This window comes from Nocardiopsis codii (assembly GCF_036327455.1).
Taxonomy (GTDB): Bacteria; Actinomycetota; Actinomycetes; order Streptosporangiales; family Streptosporangiaceae; genus Nocardiopsis; species Nocardiopsis codii.
Map to the genome: position 1 here is coordinate 107270 of NZ_JAUZMY010000005.1, position 16557 is coordinate 123826.

Sequence of the window (16557 nt, forward strand, 5' to 3'; positions counted from 1 at the left end):
GTCTCCAGCTTGACCTGGGGGACGTCGTCCACCTGCACTTTCCCGGCGCCGATCCCGGCGATCTGGCTGGTGCGGTCCAGCGCCTGGACCAGGCCGGGGCTGGAGACCCGGTCGGGTTCGGTGCGCAGCCGCTCCAGCTCGGAGAAGCGGGCCTGGTCGGGGATCTGGAGCAGGGCGCCCGGTTCGGCGCGCACCGGGTGCGGGATGCGCTTGGCCACCACCTCCCCGTGATCAAGTCAGGGTTAGCTCGCGGATCGCCATCTCCTCGGGTCCTGCGGCAGTGCCTCTCCCGGGTTCAAAGATTGGAGTTCATTCGGTCGGGGCGGGACAGATGCTGCCGATGACCTGTTTCAGCGGCCCGTGTGATCGCCTCGAGTACCCGGTGGCGATCGAGTGCGACCGCGAAATCCGGCGCATCGGCGGTTCCGTCGCGGAGGTCGGCGGCGAACTGGGCGTAGAGGCGGGCGACCCCCGCTGCGGGTGCGTCGAGTTGCAGGTCGGGAGCCGCATAAGCGGGGGGGACCTGCAGCACTTGGACAGGCTCGCTGCCGCGGCGCAGCGTGACGGTGAAATCGGTGAAATGGATGTAGCCCGACGCCGACTCCACACGCACACTGCCCTCGGTGCCCTGGATCTCCCATACCATCGCCGAGCCGGCAGACTGCCCGGCACTGTAGTGCAGCGAAGTGACGATCCCGCCTTCGAGAACGCCGGCGACGACGATCTCATCCGGCGCGTCCTTCGGCAGCGACGCGCCATCGGAGAGGCGGACGCCGTCACCGCGCTGATTGGTGACGACGGCGGACAGACTCTCGAACGTGCCGAGCACGCGCGCAAGCGGTTCGAGCCCGTGGCCGAGCATGATGCTCAGAAGCGTGGCGCCATGCTTTGCGTGAGCCATGTACTCGACCGGCGGGTCATATCGGCCGACCCACATGTCGTCGGTCAAATGCGCTCGGATGCTCGTGCTGAGCGGCTTGCCAATCACGCCTTGCGCGATGAGGTCGCGAAGGAAGAGGATCGGCGGGTGCAGGCCGCCCTGCAACCCGACAACCGTCCGCAGCCGTCGCTCGCGGGCAAACCCCTCCAGCGCTTCGGCCTCCGATAGGTTTCTTGCGAGCGGCCATTCGCAATAAACCATCTTGCCCGCGGCCAGCGCGTCGGAAACAATCTGCTTGTGCTCCGGCACCTTGACCGCAACCACCACCAGGTCGACCTCTGGTCGCACGACCAGAGCCTCATGTGTGTCGAAGGCGAGATCGGTGCCCAGTCGACGAGCGGTCGCGTTCGCGCTCTCCATACGAGTCGTACCGACGGCGCGGATCTGGAACGCGTCGAGCGCCTGCAGCGCCGGGACGTGAGCAATTCCGCCCCAACCCCGATCGGCACTAGCCCCGATAAGGCCGACGCCGATCCGGGTATTTGCTGAATTCTTCATTAGGATGCTCCTGCCGTGTGCAGCCCCGGCAACGCTCTCTCCGGGCTGCGTCACGATGATTCGTTTCCGGACAAATGCGTGGGCACTCGGGCTCACCATGGCGAGCGAGCAATTATTGCCGTTCGCGTAGCGGCCGCGGGGTTTGAGCCCGAGTGACCCAAGCGCAGGTTTTACACGTGAGCCCAGTGGGCCTCGAGTTCGCGCGCGACATCGGCCGGACGCTCTATCATCGGCCAGTGCGAGCTGCGCAGCTTGAAGACGGCACGTGCGCGTGTGGCATTACCGAGCTCGTCGGCGAAGCGGTGAGGAAGAAACGGATCGTCCAGGCCCCAGATCACTAACGCTGGTGCGGTCACGTTGCTCAAACCTGGCTTCCACTCCGCCCCGACCTCGATCGCCGAACGGTAAAGGGCGAGAATGCTTGCTCTCATAGTGGCATCGAGATGCCGGACCGATTCGTTTGCCGCGTCGCGCGGCATCTGTGCCTCGTTGAGGCTTGCTGCGAACGCCTCGAGGTCGAGGTCCGCCATCCATTGCTCGCCCTCGCCTGGCGTTTGCCAGATCTTGGCAAGATAGTGCCACGGATACTCCGGATCGATTGGTCCGCTGATGCCTGTCCATGTCCGCACCAGATCTGGTCGGATAGAAGCGAGACGGCCCGTGAGCAGAGACCCCCAATCATGACCGACCAGGTCGACGGGTTCGCCGATTTCTTCGATTTTCTTAATAAGCCAATCGAGATACTCTTCTTTCGTCGACGTGAATCCCGCTGGTAGGGGTACGCCAAACCCGGGAAGATCGATCGTCACAATATCTTCGCGTTGAAGATGGGAACGGACGGTGTCCCAAAGCCGGTGGGTATCAGGTACACCATGGACGAGGACTGCAGGCATTTTGGATTATCCAATTGTTTGTTGTCGTGGTTGAATGGCCGGTCGGCCGAGTCAGGGAAGGAGGATGACTTTGCCGTGGGTGTGGCCCGTGGCGACGAGGCGATGAGCGTCCGCGGCCTCGTCGAGTGGGAAGCTCCGGCCGATGCGTGCGGTCCATGCGCCGGCGGCGATCAGATTCAGGGCTTCCTGGACAGGGCCGCGGTCGCGGTTCCCGCTGCCCCCGGGGCTGAATGCGACGCCGTATTGTGCGGCATCGCGGTCGGCGAGCGTCACGATCCGGTCGGGGCCGCCGAGAAGATCGACGAGGGCGGGAAGGAGCCCCTTGCCGGCGGTGTCGAGCGCGGCGTCGACCCCGCCCGGAGCGGCGGCACGGATGCGATCGACCAGGCCCGGGCCGTGGGCGACAGAGGTCGCTCCGAGACTCCTGACGAAGTCGGCGTTGGCAGTCCCGGCGACGCCGATCACCGTCACACCGCGCTGTCGCGCGAACTGCACGGCGGCGCCGCCCAGAGCACCGCTCGCGCCGGTGACCACGAGCGTATTACCCGGGCGAATGTTCAGAAGCCCGAGAGCCCTCGCCGCGTTGTCGGCGCCGATGACAGTAGCCGCGGCCTCCTCGAAGGAAACGCCGTCGGGGATCGTCGCGAAGTTGCTGCTGACCGTGTACTCGGCGTAGGAGCCCTGGGTGGCGGAGTCCGGCCACCCGGCGACGCGGTCGCCGACCACGCCCTCGTCGACGCCCGGGCCGACCGCCTCGACGACGCCGGCGAACTCGAATCCGATGATGGCGGGAGCACGCAGGCGGAACGCTCCGGCGCGTGCCAGGATCTCCGCCGGGTTCACACCGGCGGCGTGAACCCGCACCAGTACTTGACCCGGACCCGGCACAGGTCGCGGAGCCTCCGCAACCCGCAACACGGAGGGTTCGCCGAACGAGGTGATGACGGCGGCTTTCATGATGATCCTTCTCATATACAAGGGTCATTTGCTCGCACCGTTCAGAACGGTGTCAGGTCAGGAAGACCGGAGGATTCTCGCCCCGCAGGCGGTAGTCGGGCCGGGGCCGTTCGAGGCGGATCGATTCCAGCACGGTGTACGCGTGGTACTTGGTCTGGGTGGTGGCTCCTGCCAGCCGTTCCCACCAGAGCCGGCCGTCGCTCGTCTCCTTCTCGAGGACGTGGCGGGTGGTGTAGTTCGCCATGGAGCTGATCCAGTTCTCGGTACCGACGAAGATCCTGTTCCAGCCGGTGCCGGTCACGATGTCGCGGAATTCGAAGGGCCCGTCCTGCGCTTCGAGAACAGCGGCGCGCGCGGAGGTGGTCATACGCCGTGAGCCTGCCGCGAAGCGCCGCGAGGGCCATGGTGACGAGGGACTGAAATCATCAACGACTCCCTGATAGGGGGGTGGGCCTCAGGAACCCTTCAGCGGGTCCTAACCTATGTCGGCCGCCCGTGCCCGCGGATCGGTCGCCGTATCCGTCACGGCAGTAATGCACGGTGCCGCGAGGTGCGGTGGCGTCACTGCCGGACGCCGGTCCGGGCGGCTTGTTCGACTCGGGCGATGAGACGGCTGTTGTGGGCGGCGTGCTGGAAACCCGGGGTGTGGTGGGTGCCGTTCGTGATGTCGCGGGCCAGGCTGGCGTAGACCTCGCCGACGTTTATGGAAGCACCCGTCCAGATGTCGGCGGCGGTGGGACCCGCGCCGCAGGACGCCCACCCGCCTGGTCAACCATCGTGCTCCGGGTGGCCGGGTTCGCCGAGTTCCGGGACGCCGGAACCGACCGGCCCCCGACGCAAGACCCCGTCGACCCTTTCCGGCTCACCTTGTTCGCCCCCGGGTGGAGGCCGGCCTCAGGTCCGAGGCCTGGACAGACCGGATACGCCGGTCAGGCCGGGTTCATCGACCGGTCGGGGCGGAAGGCGGCCAGGTCGAGCCCCGGGTCCTCCCCCATCGCCAACCGGGCCGCGACCACGCCCTGGTAGGGGCCGAAGGTCAGTCCCTCGCCGCCCAGGCCCGTCGCCACGAGGACGCCCGGAAGCCGCTCCACCGGGCCGAGCAACTGCTGCCCGTCGTGCGTGCCCGGCCGGAACCCCACCCGGGTCTCCACGACCGTCGCGTCCGCCAGGCCGGGCAGCACCTCCAGCGCCGTCGTGAGGTTGTGCAGCAGCCCCGAGGCCGTCACCCGCCGGTCGAACCCGGCCTCGGGCTCCCGCGTGCCCCCGGTGACCACCCGGTCCGGGCCGAAAGCCGACACGAAGTAGTCGCGTTCTCCGAACCGCACCACCGGCCACGACCGGGTGTCCCGGCCGGGAAGCGCGAAGTGGGTCGCCTGGCCGCGCACGGGGTGCACCGGAAGGTCCACCCCGGTAGCCGCGAGCAGCCCCGCCGACCACGCGCCGGCCGCGACGATCACCACGGGAGCCTCCAGGTCGTCGGCGCCCACCCGCACGCCGGTGACCCGCCGACCGTTCCAGAGCAGGCGCGAGTCGCCCTTGAAGTAGTGCAGCCCCCGCTCCTCGGCCGCGTTGTACAGGGCCGAACGCGCAGCCCAGCCGTTGAGCCTGGCCATGCCCTCGATGTGCACACCGCCGTAGGACTCGGGCACCAGGGGGAAGCGGGAGGTCGGCTCCCCCGGCGCCAGCCGCTCCACACGCCCCATCGTCGCGAACTCCGGGAGCTCGGACAGGGTGCGCATCAGGTCGAATCCGGAGTCGTCCCCCTCCAGGTCCACCGACATCCCGCCGACCACCTCGTAGCCGGGGGCGTGGCCGTCCTCGGACAGCTCGGCCATCAGCAGGGGGTAGTGCTCCGAGGCGCGGGCCTTGAAGTCCCGCACCGGTGCGGCGTCCCACGGGAACGGCCAGGGGAAGATGATGCCCGTCCCCGCCGCGGTCGCCTGCCCCAGGTGCGAGCCGTCCACGAGCGCGGTGGACACACCCTTCTTGGTCAGGTGGAACGCCGCGCTCGTTCCCACGATCCCGCCACCGACAACGATCACGTCCATGACCCCACCCTGCCCCGACCGGCCCCCGCGGAACAAGCCGATGTACCCGCGTGCCGTGACCGGGAAAGGGGTAAGGGTGCGCGATAGGTTGTGCTCTCTCGAAAGTCCGACCCCTGATCCCCTGGAGGACGTGTACGTGGACGGCTACACCTACTACGGGGTCGCCCTGATGCGCCGGCCCAGCCCTGACCTGGCACAGGGCATTGTCACCCATATCCCGCGCGTCCCTGTGGACCCGGTCCTGGCCGCACGCCAGTACACGATCTACCAGGAGGCCGTCGCCTCGGCCGGGTGGCGGGTGCACGAGGTCGAGAAGGCTCCGGACCTGCCCGACTCGGTGTTCGTTGAGGACCCGGTGGTGGTGTGCGAGAACCTGGCGGTCCTGACCCGCTCCGGCGCCGACGTCCGCCGGGGCGAGGTCGACGGGGTCGAGGCGTCGGTGCGCCTGCTGGGGCTGGACGTGGCCCGGATCGAGGCTCCCGGGACACTGGACGGGGGCGACGTGCTCCAGGTGGGGCCGACCGTCTACGTGGGGGTGGGCGGGCGCACCAACGCCGACGGCGCCGCCCAGCTCGAGCAGCTGCTCAAACCCTTGGGGCGCGAGGTCACCAAGGTCGAACTGGGCCGCGCGCTGCACCTGAAGTCGGCGGTGACCGCCCTGCCGGACGGCTCCCTGATCGGCCTCCCCGACCTGGTCGACACCGGTGCCCTGCCGCCGATCCGCCGCCCCCCGGAGGAGCCGGGCGCGCACGTGCTGCCGCTGGGCGGACGCGAGGTGCTGGTCAGCGCCGCCGCACACGAGACCATCCACGAGCTGGCAGCCGAGGGGTGGAAGGTGCTGCCGGTGGACATCTCGGAGTTCGAGAAGCTGGAGGCGTGCGTGACCTGCCTGAGCGTCCTGATCCCGGACCAGGGAGAGGGCGGCTGAGAGCGCCGTCCTCCACGCTCTTGTCCTCCACACCCCGGTCCTCCACGTCGGTCCGTCCGACGACGGTGTTCTCGGCCTCGGCGCTGCGGCGGACACGACGGCCCGGCGGACCCGGGCCGTTCTGCCGTGAGCGGACCCGGAAACCGCGGTGCGGCGCCGTCCGTTGTCCGGTGCACACGGACGAACGACTGCACGGGAGCACGATGAGCGCAGTGAGGCTGATCCGCAGCCAGACCCTGACCGAGCACGTGGACTACGCGTACGCGGCCACGGCGAGCACACCGGCCAGGGTGGTGTGGACGGCGGGCGCGTGCCCCCTGGACGACGACGGCGGGACCGTCGCCGTGGGCGACTACGCGGGCCAGGCGCACCAGGTCATGCGCAACCTGCGCACCGCCCTGAACGACGCCGGGGCCGACCTCACCGACGTCGTCCGCACGACGGTGTACGTGGCGTCCGCACGGCAGGAGGACCTGGTCGCGGCATGGGAGGTGGTGCGCGGCCACATGGGCGAGCACGACGCGCCCAGCACCCTGCTCGGTGTGGCGGCGCTCGGCTACGACGACCAGCTCGTCGAGGTGGAGGCGATCGCGGTCACCGCCGAGTGAGCCGCGGATCCGGGGGTGCGGGTCGGGGCACCAGCGACGAGGATCCGGCGCCGAGCCCCCCTCGTGGTCGGCGGTCGCCGCCGGCCGCACGACCCCGACCGGCCCCCGGACGACGGCGGCCCGGTCCCGCAACGCACACCTCGGGTCCGGGCCGCCGTGCTTCCGCGCTTGTCGGGCGGCGGCCGGGCCCGGTCCTCGCCGCGGCGCCGTGACCGACCGCGACCCCCGGCGGCCGGACGGATCGGTCGACGAACCCTGCAGGTGGAACCCCCGCAGTCCAGGACCGGGACTGTCCTGGACTCCTGGCAGACTGCGGGCATGAAAGCGACCTCTGCGCGGCTGCTGCGCCTGTTGTCCCTTCTCCAGACCCGCAAGGACTGGCCGGGGGCCGACCTGGCCGACCGCCTGGACGTGAGCCCGCGCACCGTGCGCCGGGACGTGGACCGGCTTCGCGAACTGGGTTACCCGATCCTGGCGACCATGGGCACCGGCGGCGGATACCAGCTGGGAGCGGGCGCCGCCCTGCCACCTCTGCTGTTGGACGACGACGAGGCCGTGGCCGTCGCCGTGGGGCTGCGCACCGCCGCGCAGGGCGGGGTGTCGGGGATCGAGGAGACGTCCGTGCGCGCCCTGGCCAAGCTGCTTCAGGTGCTGCCCTCGCGGCTGCGCCGCAGGGTGGACGCACTCGGAACCTTCACCGTCCCCATGCCCGGCTCGGGGCCCACGGTCGACTCCGACGTCCTGACCCTGGTGGCGTCCGCCTGCAGGGACAGCGAGCGGTTGCGCTTCGACTACGAGCGCCATGACGGGACGGTCTCGCGGAGGATCGTCGAACCCCACAGGCTGGTCTCCCAGGGGCGGCGCTGGTACCTGGTGGCCTGGGACACCGCCCGCGAGGACTGGCGGACCTTCCGGGCCGACCGGATGCGCCCGCTCACGCCGACCGGCCCCCGTGTGCCGCCGCGCGAGCCGCCCGAACAGGGGGTGGCCGCCTACCTGGCGGAGCGGATGAACGTGCACATGTGGCCCCACCAGGCCCGGATCAGGCTGGCCGTCTCCGCCGAGGAGGCCACCCGCAGGGGCATCGGGAACTACGGACGGATCGAGCCCGCGGACGCGTACTCGTGCGTGCTCGTGTGCGCCGGCGACTCGTTCCGGCTCATGGCCTGCTACCTGGCCATGCTCGACGTCGACATGGAGGTGGAGGAACCCGACGAGCTGCGCGCGGAGATGGCCGCCCTGGCCGTCCGGCTCAACCGCGCGGCCTCGGACTGACACTCGGAGCGGGCGCTGAGGCCCGGTGGGGGCGTCCGACGTCACGGCCGGACACCCCGAATGCGCGAAGTGCGCCCGCACGCGCCCCAGAACCACTACGTTAAGGAGTCATTTACCTCCGAAGAGTAACGAAAGTAGGGTGTACGTGCCCGCTCCAACCCGACTCCACTGCCCCGACCTGCGCGATCTCAGCGCACCGCCCACCATCCGCCCGCTGGGGACCGACTACCGGGTCGCCCGCTGGGACTCCCCCGCCTCGCTCTCGCCCGACTGCCGCGAACGGCTCCACCTGACCCTGCGGGGACTGGCGGCCCGCGCCTTCGGCGCCGACCACTCCGGCTACTGGCGAGCCCGCGTCGACGCCGGGTTCTTCGACCAGATCTCCACACTCGCGCTCATCCTCGGGCCCGACGGCGTCCCCGTCGGCTGGGGCGGCTACCACCGTCGCAGGTTCGCCTCGCGCCGTGCCCTGTACCTGGACGCCGCGGGCGTGGTCCCCGCCCACCGCCGGTTCGGCCTCTCCACCACCCTGATGACCCACTTCCTGGCGCGGGAGGTCCTCTCCCACCCGCTGCGCCGCACCTACGTCGTCCTGCGCACCCGCCACCCGGCCGTCTACGCGGGGTGGCGCAAGTGCCTGGGCACCACACGCGTCCACCCCCACGAGCACCGGCCCCTCCCCGCACTGGTCCGGCGCATCGCAGGAGAGGCCGCGGAGTGGCTGGGCGACGGCCCCCGGTTCGACCCCGACACACTGCTGGTCCGCGACGCCTACCGCATGTTCGACGGCGACATCTACGGCGTCCGTCCGCGCAGCGGCCACGCACAGCTCGACGACTACTTCGACCACGAGGTGGGGCCCAAGGACGCCGTCCTCGTCGTCGGACGCGTGAGCGCCCCCGACCTCGCCAGGATCACGGCGGGCCAGGTCCTCAGGGCGCGGGCCCGGAGCATGCCCGCGGTCGGCGGCCGGCCCGTGCGCGGGGCCGCCCCCTGCGAACCGCCGGGCAGGGCCGCGCCCACCGGAGCGGGCGCGGCCGGACTCATCCCAGGGGGACGGCCTTGACGTTGGCCGGGCTGTACACCAGTCCCCCGACGTCACGGATCTGGTCGGTGAGCCGTGCAAGGCTCAGGCTCTCCGCCCACGTCATGTCCGGACTCTCCCGCTCCCCCGCGGCCACGCACCTGGCGACCTCCTCGGCCTCGTACTCGTAGCCGTTGGCGCGGAAGGGGCGGTGGAACTCCTCCGGTTCGCGGCCGTCGCGGTGCAGCACCGCGGTGGTCGCAGCCCAGAAGTTCGGGATCTCCAGCCGGCCCTTCGACCCGGCCAGCACCGCCCGGTTGGGGAGAGTGGTGCGCGAGGAACAGGACAGGGAGCCGGTGGCTCCGGACCCGCCGCGCACGAGCACGGTCGTGTGGGTGTCCACCATGCGGTCGGGGGACAGTTGCCGGGTGGCTCCCACGACCGTCAGCTCGCCCAGGTACGAGGAGGCGAAGGCGAGCGGATAGACGCCCAGGTCGAGCAGCGCGCCGCCGCCCAGAGCCGCGTTGAAGATCCGGTGGTCGGGGTCGTAGGGGACGTTGCTGCCGAACTCCGCGGACAGCCAGCACACCTCGCCGATCGCCCCGTCGTCCACCAGTTCGCGGACCAGGCGGGAGACGGGAAGGTAGCGCGTCCACATCGCCTCCATGAGGAAGCGGTCGTTCGCGCGCGCCGCAGCGACCATCTCCGACACCTGGAGGGCGTTCATCGCCATGGGCTTCTCGACCAGCACGTGCTTGCCCGCGTTCAGGCACGTCAGGGTGTTGGGGTGGTGCCAGGGGTGGGGGGTGGCCACGTACACCGCGTCCACGTTCGGGCTCTGGGCCAGCGCCTCGTAGCTGCCGTGGCGCTCCGGGACGTCCCACACGTCCGCGAACTCGTCCGCCCGTTCCCGTGTGCGGGAACCGACCGCGGTGACGGTGGCCGAGGGGGTGGCCCGGAGCCCTTCGAGGAAGGAGTGTGCGATACCGCCGGTGCCGACCACGCCCCAGCGCAGCCCACCGTTCTCATCTGTCATGGGCTCATCCTAAAAACAGGGTCATCTCGGAGGCGAGGCGGGGAAGGTCCTCGGATTCCGCGTCCCGGAACCGTACGGTGGGGGCCTGGAAGACGGGCGAGCGCGCCCGCCAGGCCACGAACGGAGGAGGACATGTCGGAGACGCTCGCACGGAGACTGGGGGTGCAGCCCGGCGACCGGCTGCTCGTCCTCAACGCCCCCGAACGCTACCTACGGCTCCTGGAGCCGCCCCTCGACATCCACATCGACCTGGGCCCCATCGAGGGAGCCGCCTACGACGACGTCCACCTGTTCGCCCTGGACAAGGGGACCGTGGACCGGGAGACCCCCCGCCTGCTCGCCGAGGTGGGTCCGCGAACCCGCCTGTGGGTGTGCTTCCCCCAGCGCGGCGGCACCATCATCACCGACCTGACCGCGGACAAGGGCTGGGACGTCCTCGTGGACGCGGGGTGGCACCGCACCGCCCAGGAGCCGATCGACTCGGACTGGGCGGCGCTGCGCTTCGAGCGACGCTGAGGGAGCGCCGCCCGATCAGTTCGGCTCGACGCTGAGGGAGCCGCTGACGGTGTTGGCGTCGATGCGGGCCCCTGCCCCGCTCTCCACGTCCACGTCCACGTCCCGCGACCCCGACGTGGAATCCCCGGTGACGTCGTAGGCCCCCCGGGGGACCCGCACGTCGATGCTGCCGCTGGTGCTCTCCAGGGTCAGCGTCCCGAACGCGTCCCGGGTGGTGACCTCGATCCGCCCGGAGACCGTGGAGGCCTCCGCCGTCGTGAATCCGCCGCCCACCGACACGTCACCGCTCGTGGACTCGGCCGTGACGGTCTCGGCCTCGAAACCGGACACGTCCACCCGCCCGGACGTGGAGGACGCCTCCAACCGCTCGCCGGAACCCGACGCGCTGATCTCGCCGCTGGTGGTCTCGGCCTCCACCGAGCCCTCCACCCCGTCCAGGGTGATCCGCCCGCTGGTGGTCTCCACGACCACGCCGCCGACGTTGCCGGACACCTCCACCTCGCCGCTGGTGGTGGACAGTTCCAGCTCGCCGTCGAGGTTCTCGGCGCTGATCCTGCCGCTGATGGTCTCCACGTTCACCTCGGTCCCCTCGGGCACGGTGATCTCGTAGTCGACGACGCACCCCCCGAAGAACAGGACCCCCTGGCAGGCGGCCTCCACGTCGAGGCTGTCGCCGTCCGCCTCGGCCCGGTCCCGGGGTTCGGTGAGGGGGGTGCCGCGCAGGGTGCGCTCCACCAGGACCTCGTCGCCGCCGCTGGTGAGGGTGACGCCGCCGCCCGTGCGGTTCTCGACGTCCAGGCTCCTGATCCCGGCGTAGGAGTCGCTGCGGTCGCCCCGGTCCATGCCCACGTTGCCGAGGACGGAGAACGAGGTCGCCGCCACGATGATCACCACGAGCACGCCGCCGATGACGAGCCACGGGCCCACGCGGAACCTGCGGCGGGGCTCCTTGCTCGACGAGGCGTACAGTCCCCGTGCCTTGAAAGTCACTGTCTTCCCTTCCGGGTGGGCTCGCGCCCCCTGGGTTGTCGGTGCGGTCAGGTGCGGTCGGTGCCGCGCAGGTAGTGCAGTACGGCCTGGACCCTGCGGTGGTCGTGGTCGTCCTGTCCGAGGTCGAGCTTGGTGAAGATGGAGCGGATGTGCTTCTCCACGGCGCGTTCGGTGACGGTCAGCCGTGAGGCGATCCCCGCGTTGTTCAACCCCTGGGCCATCACCTCCAGCACCTCGGACTCACGGGGGGTGAGCCGGTCCATCGCGCTGTCCCTGTGTCGGCTGAGCAGTTGTGACACCACCTCGGGGTCGATGGCGGCGCCGCCGTCGGCGACCCTGCGCAGCACCGCCAGGAACTCGTCGATGTCGGCGACCCGGTCCTTGAGCAGGTAACCGACCTTGCTCGACCCGCTACCCAGCAGGTCGGCGGCGTAGCGGCTCACCACGTGCTGGGAGAGGAGCAGCACCGCCACCTCCGGGTGGGTCCGCCGGATCGTGACGCCCGCCTGGATGCCCTCCTCGGAGAAGGTGGGCGGCATCCGGATGTCGACCAGGCACAGGTCCACGTCGGGGTGGTCCTCCACCGCGCGCAGGAGCGCGTCGGCGTCGCCGACCTGGGCGACGACCTCCACGCCCTCGTCCTCCAGCAGCCGGGCCATGCCGCGGCGCAGGAGGACCGAGTCCTCGGCGATGATCACCCGCGGCCCCCTCTCCGGCGCCGGGGCCCGCTCCGCGTTCGCACCGCTGTACACGGTCATGCCTCCCAGGGGATGTCGGCGGTCAGGACGGTGCCCTCACCGGCGGGGCTGTGGACGGTCAGGACGCCGTCGACCGCGTCCACACGGTCCCACAGGCCGTACAGGCCCGTGCCCGCCTCGGGGTCCGCCCCGCCGACCCCGTCGTCGGTGACGCTGAGCCGCAGCAGGTCCGCGGTCGGGCGGGCGGAGACCGCCACCCGCTCGGCGGCCACGGTGACCCGCGAGGCCCGGGCGTGCTTGGCGACGTTGTTCAGCGCCTCGCACGCCACGTAGTAGGCGACCCCCTCGGCACGCGGCGAGGGACGGTCCTCCAGCTCCACGTCCACCCGGACGGGAACGGGCGCACGTCCCGCGGCCACCGGTAGCGCCGCTCCCAGCCCGTGGTCGGTGAGGACCCTGGGGTGAAGGCCCCGCGCGACCTGGCGCAGCTCGTCCATCACCTCGCGGGACTCCCTCTGGGCCTCCGTGATCAGCTCGAGGGCCTTCTGCGGGTCAGCGGTGACGCGGGAACGGGCGCGGGTGAGGGTCATGGTGAGGGCGAGCAGGCGCTGCTGGGCGCCGTCGTGCAGGTCGCGTTCGATGCGGCGCCGCTCGGCCTCGGCCGCGTCGACCATGCGCAACCGGCTGTCCTGGACGTGGACGAGACGGCGTCGGATACGCACCTCGGGGGCCTCGAAGAGGAGCATCCGGTGCAACAGGACCTCGGTGGCGACCAGGGAGGTGGTCAGCCGCAACCCGACGAGGGCCGCGAGCGGACCGACGACGACCAGTGTGAGCGGTCCGACGAGGTCGTCGAGGCTGCCCTGGACCAGGACGAACACGATCCCGAACAGGGCGCCGACGGCCGCCGCGCCACCGCACACCACGAGGACCATCACGACTCCCCCGGCGAGGAGGCCGTGGAGCCCCGCGGCGGTGCTGTAGACGACCATCGACCAGGAGTCGCGCCCGAACAGGAACCTCCAGGCGCGGACCGCCGGCCCGTCACCGGAGAGGGGGTCGGGCGGGCTGGTCTCCACGATCCCGAACACCGCGTCCAGGCGCTCGCGCTGGATCCGGCAGGCCAGGCGGGCCAGCAGGGCGGCGACGGCCGGGAAGACGACCAGGAACACGAGTACGTCCATGACGAGCGCCCCGACGCTGCGGTCGACCGCCTCGGGCCGCCAGGGCAGGGTGACCGCGAAGCCGACCCAGGTGGCGGACACGACGAGCATGCACGCGGGCACCAGGTAGAACAGGGCCAGCGCGAGGGAGGTCATCAGGTGCAGGACCTCCACCAGGCGCGCCCGCCAGGTGGGCCCGTAGGCTTCTGTGACACGGGGCAGCCCGGCGAGGACGGGCAGCAGGCCCCGCCTGCCCCGTCCGCCTCCGTGAGTGCTCTGACCGGTCACCCCACCAAATCTAGGGATCCCGGCCGTGGGGGTACGAGGCCAGCAGCACGTGGAGTGCGGGTGGTGCTGGCACTACCGCCCGGAGGAGAGGAGGACGCGTGGAAGGCGCCCGTGTCCCGGTCCGGCCGGTCCTGGAGGACGTCGGCCGGGTCAACCCGCTGTTCGCGCTGGAGGGTGAGCCCCCGGGGCCGGGCTGGGTCTTCGTGCCCGCGGCCGGCGGCGGGACGGACGAGACCGCCCGGACGGTGCTGTCGGCCGAGGTGGAGCGTGTGCGCGCACAACTGGCCGCGCTGTCGGGCGGCCCCGGCGGGACGGTGGAGTGGAGGGTGGCGGCATCGCTCTTCCAGCAGGGGATGGCGACGCGGCTCCTGTCCCCGGTGCTGGCGGCGGCGCTCTGCCACGGCGTGCTGCTCGACGCGGCGGAGTTCCGGTGGGACCCCCGCCGGGACGGGCCGCTGGTACTGCGCACCCCGCAGGAGACCGCCGCCACGGTGACCGGCGGGATCGCCCGGGTCGCCGACCTGGTCGAGGAGACGGTGGTCCTCGGTGCGCTGGCGGGGATCGAGAGGGCCCTGGCCGGGCCCGGCCGGGTGGCGCCGGGGCTGCTGCGGGGCAACACCGCCTCGGCTCTGGCCGGAGCCGTGCGCTCCCTGGGCGCCGACCGCCCCGAGCGGCGCCCGCAGGCCGAGGCCCTGGCAGGGGACCTGTTGGCGCGCCCGTCCCTGGCCGGGACCGGCGGGTACACGGGGGTGGACGCCACGGGGGCGGGGGTGTTCCGTCGCACCACCTGCTGTCTGTACTACCGGCTGCCGGGCGGCGGCTTCTGCGGCGACTGCGCTCTGCGCTCCTGACCTCCGCGCGGCGGGGGCCGCCCGCGGGCCGACCCGGACGTCCCTCTCAGCCCGCCTCGGCGGGGTCGATGCCCTTGCGGCGGAGCAGGTCGGCCATCTTCTCCCGCTCGTCCAGGGGGATGGCGACGTAGACGCGCAGTCCCTCGGCGTCCTCGCGCAGCAGGTACTCGTACAGCCCGTCCGTGAGGAGGTCCCCCACCGTGTCGAAGAACAGCCACCTCACGCGCACGCGCACCAGCCTGTCGGTCAGGTCCACGCGCTCCACCAGCTCGTGGGCGACCCGGGCCAGCCCCAACCGCCGCAACAGCGGGTGTCCTCCACGCAGCCCCCGGGCCATCTCCTCCCGGGAGTCCAGCGCCCCGACGAAGTCGTCCCCGAGGATCATGCCGGGAAGCCCCCACAGCGACGCCGTGCGCTCGGCGTCCAGAGTGGCCTGGGCGGCGCCGTAGGCGCGAAGGTGGGCCTCGATGCTCTGCTGTGAAACGGCCATGGTCCACGCTAACCGGCCCGTCCCCCGGGAGCGCGTCCAGCGCGCCGGGACGGGACCGGAACACGTTCCGGGCGCATCCCCTCGACACGGAGGGGGCGGGCGTGCGCGCACGCGAACCCGAAGGTGCGTACCGGGGGATCCACGGCCCGGACGACGGACTCGTCCGGTCGACGCAAGTCTGCGACGTGCGGGTCCGAGCCCCGGTCCGGTTCCTCGACGCGGTGGTCGCCCCCTCACCGGCGCGCCCCTGCGCGAGGCACACGACTGCCTCCCGGGCCAGCCGGACACCGGGCTGGGCGGGCCGCCGAGTGCGCGTCCGGGAGAAATACAGTGGCCTCCCCGGGGCCGTTCGGGCATCCTGCCCTGATGGTCACTCCCGCACTTTCCCCCTTGTACCGCGACTGCGACTTCAACGGGCCGCTCTCCGACGCCCACGCGGCGCGGCTGATCCGGACGCTCGGCCCCCTGGGCGGGCGCCGGGTCGTCGACATCGGCTGCGGCTGGGCGGAGTTCCTGCTGCGCACCCTGGAGTCGGAGCCGACCGCGACCGGGTTCGGGATCGACCTGGGTGAGGACTCCGTCCGGCACGGCCTGGAACTCGCCGAGGCCCGAGGCCTGGGCGACCGCGTCGAACTGGTGGTGGGCGACGTCGGCGAGTGGTCCGGAACCCACGCGGACGTCGTGGTGAACAACGGGGCGTCCCACGTGTGGGGCGGCGATCCGGTCGTGCACACCGCGAACGCCCTGGAGGCGGCCGGCGACCTGCTGGAGCCCGGCGGCCGACTCCTGTTCGGCGAGGGCTTCTGGCTGCGCGAACCGACCGTCGAGGAGCTGGAGGTCATGCGGGACATCCCGCTCGCCCGGTACCGGTCGATCCGCGACCTGGTGGACCTCGCCCTCTCCCACGGGTTCCGGCTCCGGGCGCTGTCCCAGGCGAGCCTGGAGGAATGGGACGATTTCGAGTCCCGACACGCCCAGGGGTGGGAGGACTGGCTGCTGGAGAACCCGGACTCCCCCGACGCCGGCGAGATCCGCTCCAGGGCCGATCGGCACCGGGAGTTCCGGATCCGCGGCACCCGGGAGACGATCGGGTTCGCCTACCTGACCCTCATCCGCGTGTAGGCGCGCTTCCCGTCGGCCACCGCTCGGCCTCGCCCCGGGGACGCGGGACAACCGCGCGCGGCCCGGGATCGGGAGCCCACGGCGCCCCGGGCACCGGCCTTCGAGGCCCCGCGACCCGGCGCCCGCCCGGGGGCGGACCCCGTCGACCGTCCGCCCTCCGGAGTGTCGACGGGGGCCGCCCCGTGAACGGAATGGGACCGCGCGACATCCGGGTCGTCCAGGGGCGGTGGCG

18 protein-coding genes are annotated in these 16557 nt (G+C 71.5%); 8 read left to right on the forward strand and 10 right to left on the reverse strand.

What is annotated here, in order from left to right; all coding sequences use genetic code 11:
• The first annotated feature begins 9 nt into the window (after positions 1 to 9).
• Positions 10 to 231: a hypothetical protein gene (locus Q8791_RS07080; protein ID WP_330090781.1), complete on the forward strand. Its 222-nt coding sequence runs from the start codon at positions 10 to 12 to the stop codon at positions 229 to 231.
• Between the two features lie 64 nt (positions 232 to 295).
• Here Q8791_RS07080 and Q8791_RS07085 read toward each other — a convergent pair whose 3' ends face one another.
• The 5 genes from Q8791_RS07085 to Q8791_RS07105 all read right to left on the reverse strand — a co-directional run bounded on the left by Q8791_RS07085 (position 296) and on the right by Q8791_RS07105 (position 5336).
• Positions 296 to 1438, reverse strand: a complete 1143-nt coding sequence (locus Q8791_RS07085) for a Gfo/Idh/MocA family protein (RefSeq protein WP_330090782.1) — start codon at positions 1436 to 1438, stop codon at positions 296 to 298.
• 170 nt (positions 1439 to 1608) lie between these two features.
• Positions 1609 to 2331, reverse strand: a complete 723-nt coding sequence (locus Q8791_RS07090; protein WP_174546726.1) for an alpha/beta fold hydrolase — start codon at positions 2329 to 2331, stop codon at positions 1609 to 1611.
• Positions 2332 to 2382: 51 nt separating this feature from the next.
• Complete coding sequence (locus tag Q8791_RS07095) at positions 2383 to 3288, reverse strand: NADP-dependent oxidoreductase (protein WP_330090783.1); 906 nt, start codon at positions 3286 to 3288, stop codon at positions 2383 to 2385.
• A gap of 52 nt (positions 3289 to 3340) precedes the next feature.
• A complete protein-coding gene (locus Q8791_RS07100) occupies positions 3341 to 3655 on the reverse strand; it encodes a hypothetical protein (RefSeq protein WP_330090784.1) in 315 nt (104 codons plus the stop codon).
• A 562-nt stretch (positions 3656 to 4217) separates the two neighbouring features.
• Positions 4218 to 5336, reverse strand: coding sequence for an NAD(P)/FAD-dependent oxidoreductase (locus Q8791_RS07105; RefSeq protein ID WP_330090785.1), 1119 nt, complete (start codon positions 5334 to 5336; stop codon positions 4218 to 4220).
• 136 nt (positions 5337 to 5472) lie between these two features.
• Here Q8791_RS07105 and ddaH point away from each other — a divergent pair, with 136 nt between their 5' ends.
• From ddaH to Q8791_RS07125, 4 genes are all read left to right on the forward strand, one after another.
• Positions 5473 to 6264 (forward strand): dimethylargininase, encoded by a 792-nt coding sequence (gene ddaH / locus Q8791_RS07110; RefSeq protein ID WP_330090929.1) that lies wholly within the window; start codon positions 5473 to 5475, stop codon positions 6262 to 6264.
• 203 nt (positions 6265 to 6467) lie between these two features.
• Positions 6468 to 6872: a RidA family protein gene (locus Q8791_RS07115; RefSeq protein ID WP_330090786.1), complete on the forward strand. Its 405-nt coding sequence runs from the start codon at positions 6468 to 6470 to the stop codon at positions 6870 to 6872.
• Positions 6873 to 7190: 318 nt separating this feature from the next.
• Positions 7191 to 8147, forward strand: a complete 957-nt coding sequence (locus Q8791_RS07120) for a helix-turn-helix transcriptional regulator (protein WP_330090787.1) — start codon at positions 7191 to 7193, stop codon at positions 8145 to 8147.
• Between the two features lie 145 nt (positions 8148 to 8292).
• Positions 8293 to 9213 carry a GNAT family N-acetyltransferase gene (locus Q8791_RS07125; protein WP_330090788.1) on the forward strand — a complete coding sequence of 307 codons (921 nt, stop codon included), beginning with the start codon at positions 8293 to 8295 and terminating at the stop codon, positions 9211 to 9213.
• Here the strand turns inward: Q8791_RS07125 and Q8791_RS07130 are convergent.
• Complete coding sequence (locus tag Q8791_RS07130) at positions 9191 to 10207, reverse strand: Gfo/Idh/MocA family protein (RefSeq protein ID WP_330090789.1); 1017 nt, start codon at positions 10205 to 10207, stop codon at positions 9191 to 9193. The genes Q8791_RS07125 and Q8791_RS07130 overlap by 23 nt on opposite strands.
• A gap of 132 nt (positions 10208 to 10339) precedes the next feature.
• Between Q8791_RS07130 and Q8791_RS07135 the strand changes: the two genes are divergently transcribed.
• The gene (locus Q8791_RS07135; RefSeq protein ID WP_330090790.1) at positions 10340 to 10723 is read left to right on the forward strand and encodes a hypothetical protein; all 384 of its coding nucleotides are present in this window, start codon (positions 10340 to 10342) and stop codon (positions 10721 to 10723) included.
• A 15-nt stretch (positions 10724 to 10738) separates the two neighbouring features.
• Here Q8791_RS07135 and Q8791_RS07140 read toward each other — a convergent pair whose 3' ends face one another.
• From Q8791_RS07140 to Q8791_RS07150, 3 genes are read right to left on the reverse strand one after another with little or no spacing between them, the layout of a single operon-like run.
• Positions 10739 to 11713: a DUF4097 family beta strand repeat-containing protein gene (locus Q8791_RS07140; protein WP_330090791.1), complete on the reverse strand. Its 975-nt coding sequence runs from the start codon at positions 11711 to 11713 to the stop codon at positions 10739 to 10741.
• 47 nt (positions 11714 to 11760) lie between these two features.
• Positions 11761 to 12471, reverse strand: a complete 711-nt coding sequence (locus Q8791_RS07145; protein ID WP_330090792.1) for a response regulator transcription factor — start codon at positions 12469 to 12471, stop codon at positions 11761 to 11763.
• On the reverse strand, positions 12468 to 13862 hold the full coding sequence (locus tag Q8791_RS07150; protein WP_407941966.1) for a sensor histidine kinase: 1395 nt from the start codon (positions 13860 to 13862) through the stop codon (positions 12468 to 12470). The genes Q8791_RS07145 and Q8791_RS07150 overlap by 4 nt, the downstream gene beginning before the upstream one ends.
• Before the next feature lie 98 nt (positions 13863 to 13960).
• Here Q8791_RS07150 and Q8791_RS07155 point away from each other — a divergent pair, with 98 nt between their 5' ends.
• Positions 13961 to 14713: a (2Fe-2S)-binding protein gene (locus tag Q8791_RS07155; protein ID WP_330090793.1), complete on the forward strand. Its 753-nt coding sequence runs from the start codon at positions 13961 to 13963 to the stop codon at positions 14711 to 14713.
• A 46-nt stretch (positions 14714 to 14759) separates the two neighbouring features.
• Here the strand turns inward: Q8791_RS07155 and Q8791_RS07160 are convergent, their stop codons facing one another.
• Positions 14760 to 15203 (reverse strand): hypothetical protein, encoded by a 444-nt coding sequence (locus Q8791_RS07160; protein ID WP_330090794.1) that lies wholly within the window; start codon positions 15201 to 15203, stop codon positions 14760 to 14762.
• 366 nt (positions 15204 to 15569) lie between these two features.
• On the opposite strand from Q8791_RS07160, the gene Q8791_RS07165 reads away from it, so the two are divergent.
• Positions 15570 to 16325 (forward strand): SAM-dependent methyltransferase, encoded by a 756-nt coding sequence (locus tag Q8791_RS07165; RefSeq protein ID WP_330090795.1) that lies wholly within the window; start codon positions 15570 to 15572, stop codon positions 16323 to 16325.
• The last annotated feature ends 232 nt before the right edge of the window (positions 16326 to 16557 follow it).

Coding starts and splice junctions, on each gene's coding strand:
- Q8791_RS07085 (WP_330090782.1), bottom strand. CDS start 1,438: ATGAAGAATTCAGCAAATACCCGGATCGGCGTCGGCCTTATCGGGGCT.
- Q8791_RS07090 (WP_174546726.1), bottom strand. CDS start 2,331: ATGCCTGCAGTCCTCGTCCATGGTGTACCTGATACCCACCGGCTTTGG.
- Q8791_RS07095 (WP_330090783.1), bottom strand. CDS start 3,288: ATGAAAGCCGCCGTCATCACCTCGTTCGGCGAACCCTCCGTGTTGCGG.
- Q8791_RS07100 (WP_330090784.1), bottom strand. CDS start 3,655: ATGACCACCTCCGCGCGCGCCGCTGTTCTCGAAGCGCAGGACGGGCCC.
- Q8791_RS07105 (WP_330090785.1), bottom strand. CDS start 5,336: ATGGACGTGATCGTTGTCGGTGGCGGGATCGTGGGAACGAGCGCGGCG.
- Q8791_RS07115 (WP_330090786.1), top strand. CDS start 6,468: ATGAGCGCAGTGAGGCTGATCCGCAGCCAGACCCTGACCGAGCACGTG.
- Q8791_RS07120 (WP_330090787.1), top strand. CDS start 7,191: ATGAAAGCGACCTCTGCGCGGCTGCTGCGCCTGTTGTCCCTTCTCCAG.
- Q8791_RS07130 (WP_330090789.1), bottom strand. CDS start 10,207: ATGACAGATGAGAACGGTGGGCTGCGCTGGGGCGTGGTCGGCACCGGC.
- Q8791_RS07135 (WP_330090790.1), top strand. CDS start 10,340: ATGTCGGAGACGCTCGCACGGAGACTGGGGGTGCAGCCCGGCGACCGG.
- Q8791_RS07145 (WP_330090792.1), bottom strand. CDS start 12,471: ATGACCGTGTACAGCGGTGCGAACGCGGAGCGGGCCCCGGCGCCGGAG.
- Q8791_RS07160 (WP_330090794.1), bottom strand. CDS start 15,203: ATGGCCGTTTCACAGCAGAGCATCGAGGCCCACCTTCGCGCCTACGGC.
- Q8791_RS07165 (WP_330090795.1), top strand. CDS start 15,570: ATGGTCACTCCCGCACTTTCCCCCTTGTACCGCGACTGCGACTTCAAC.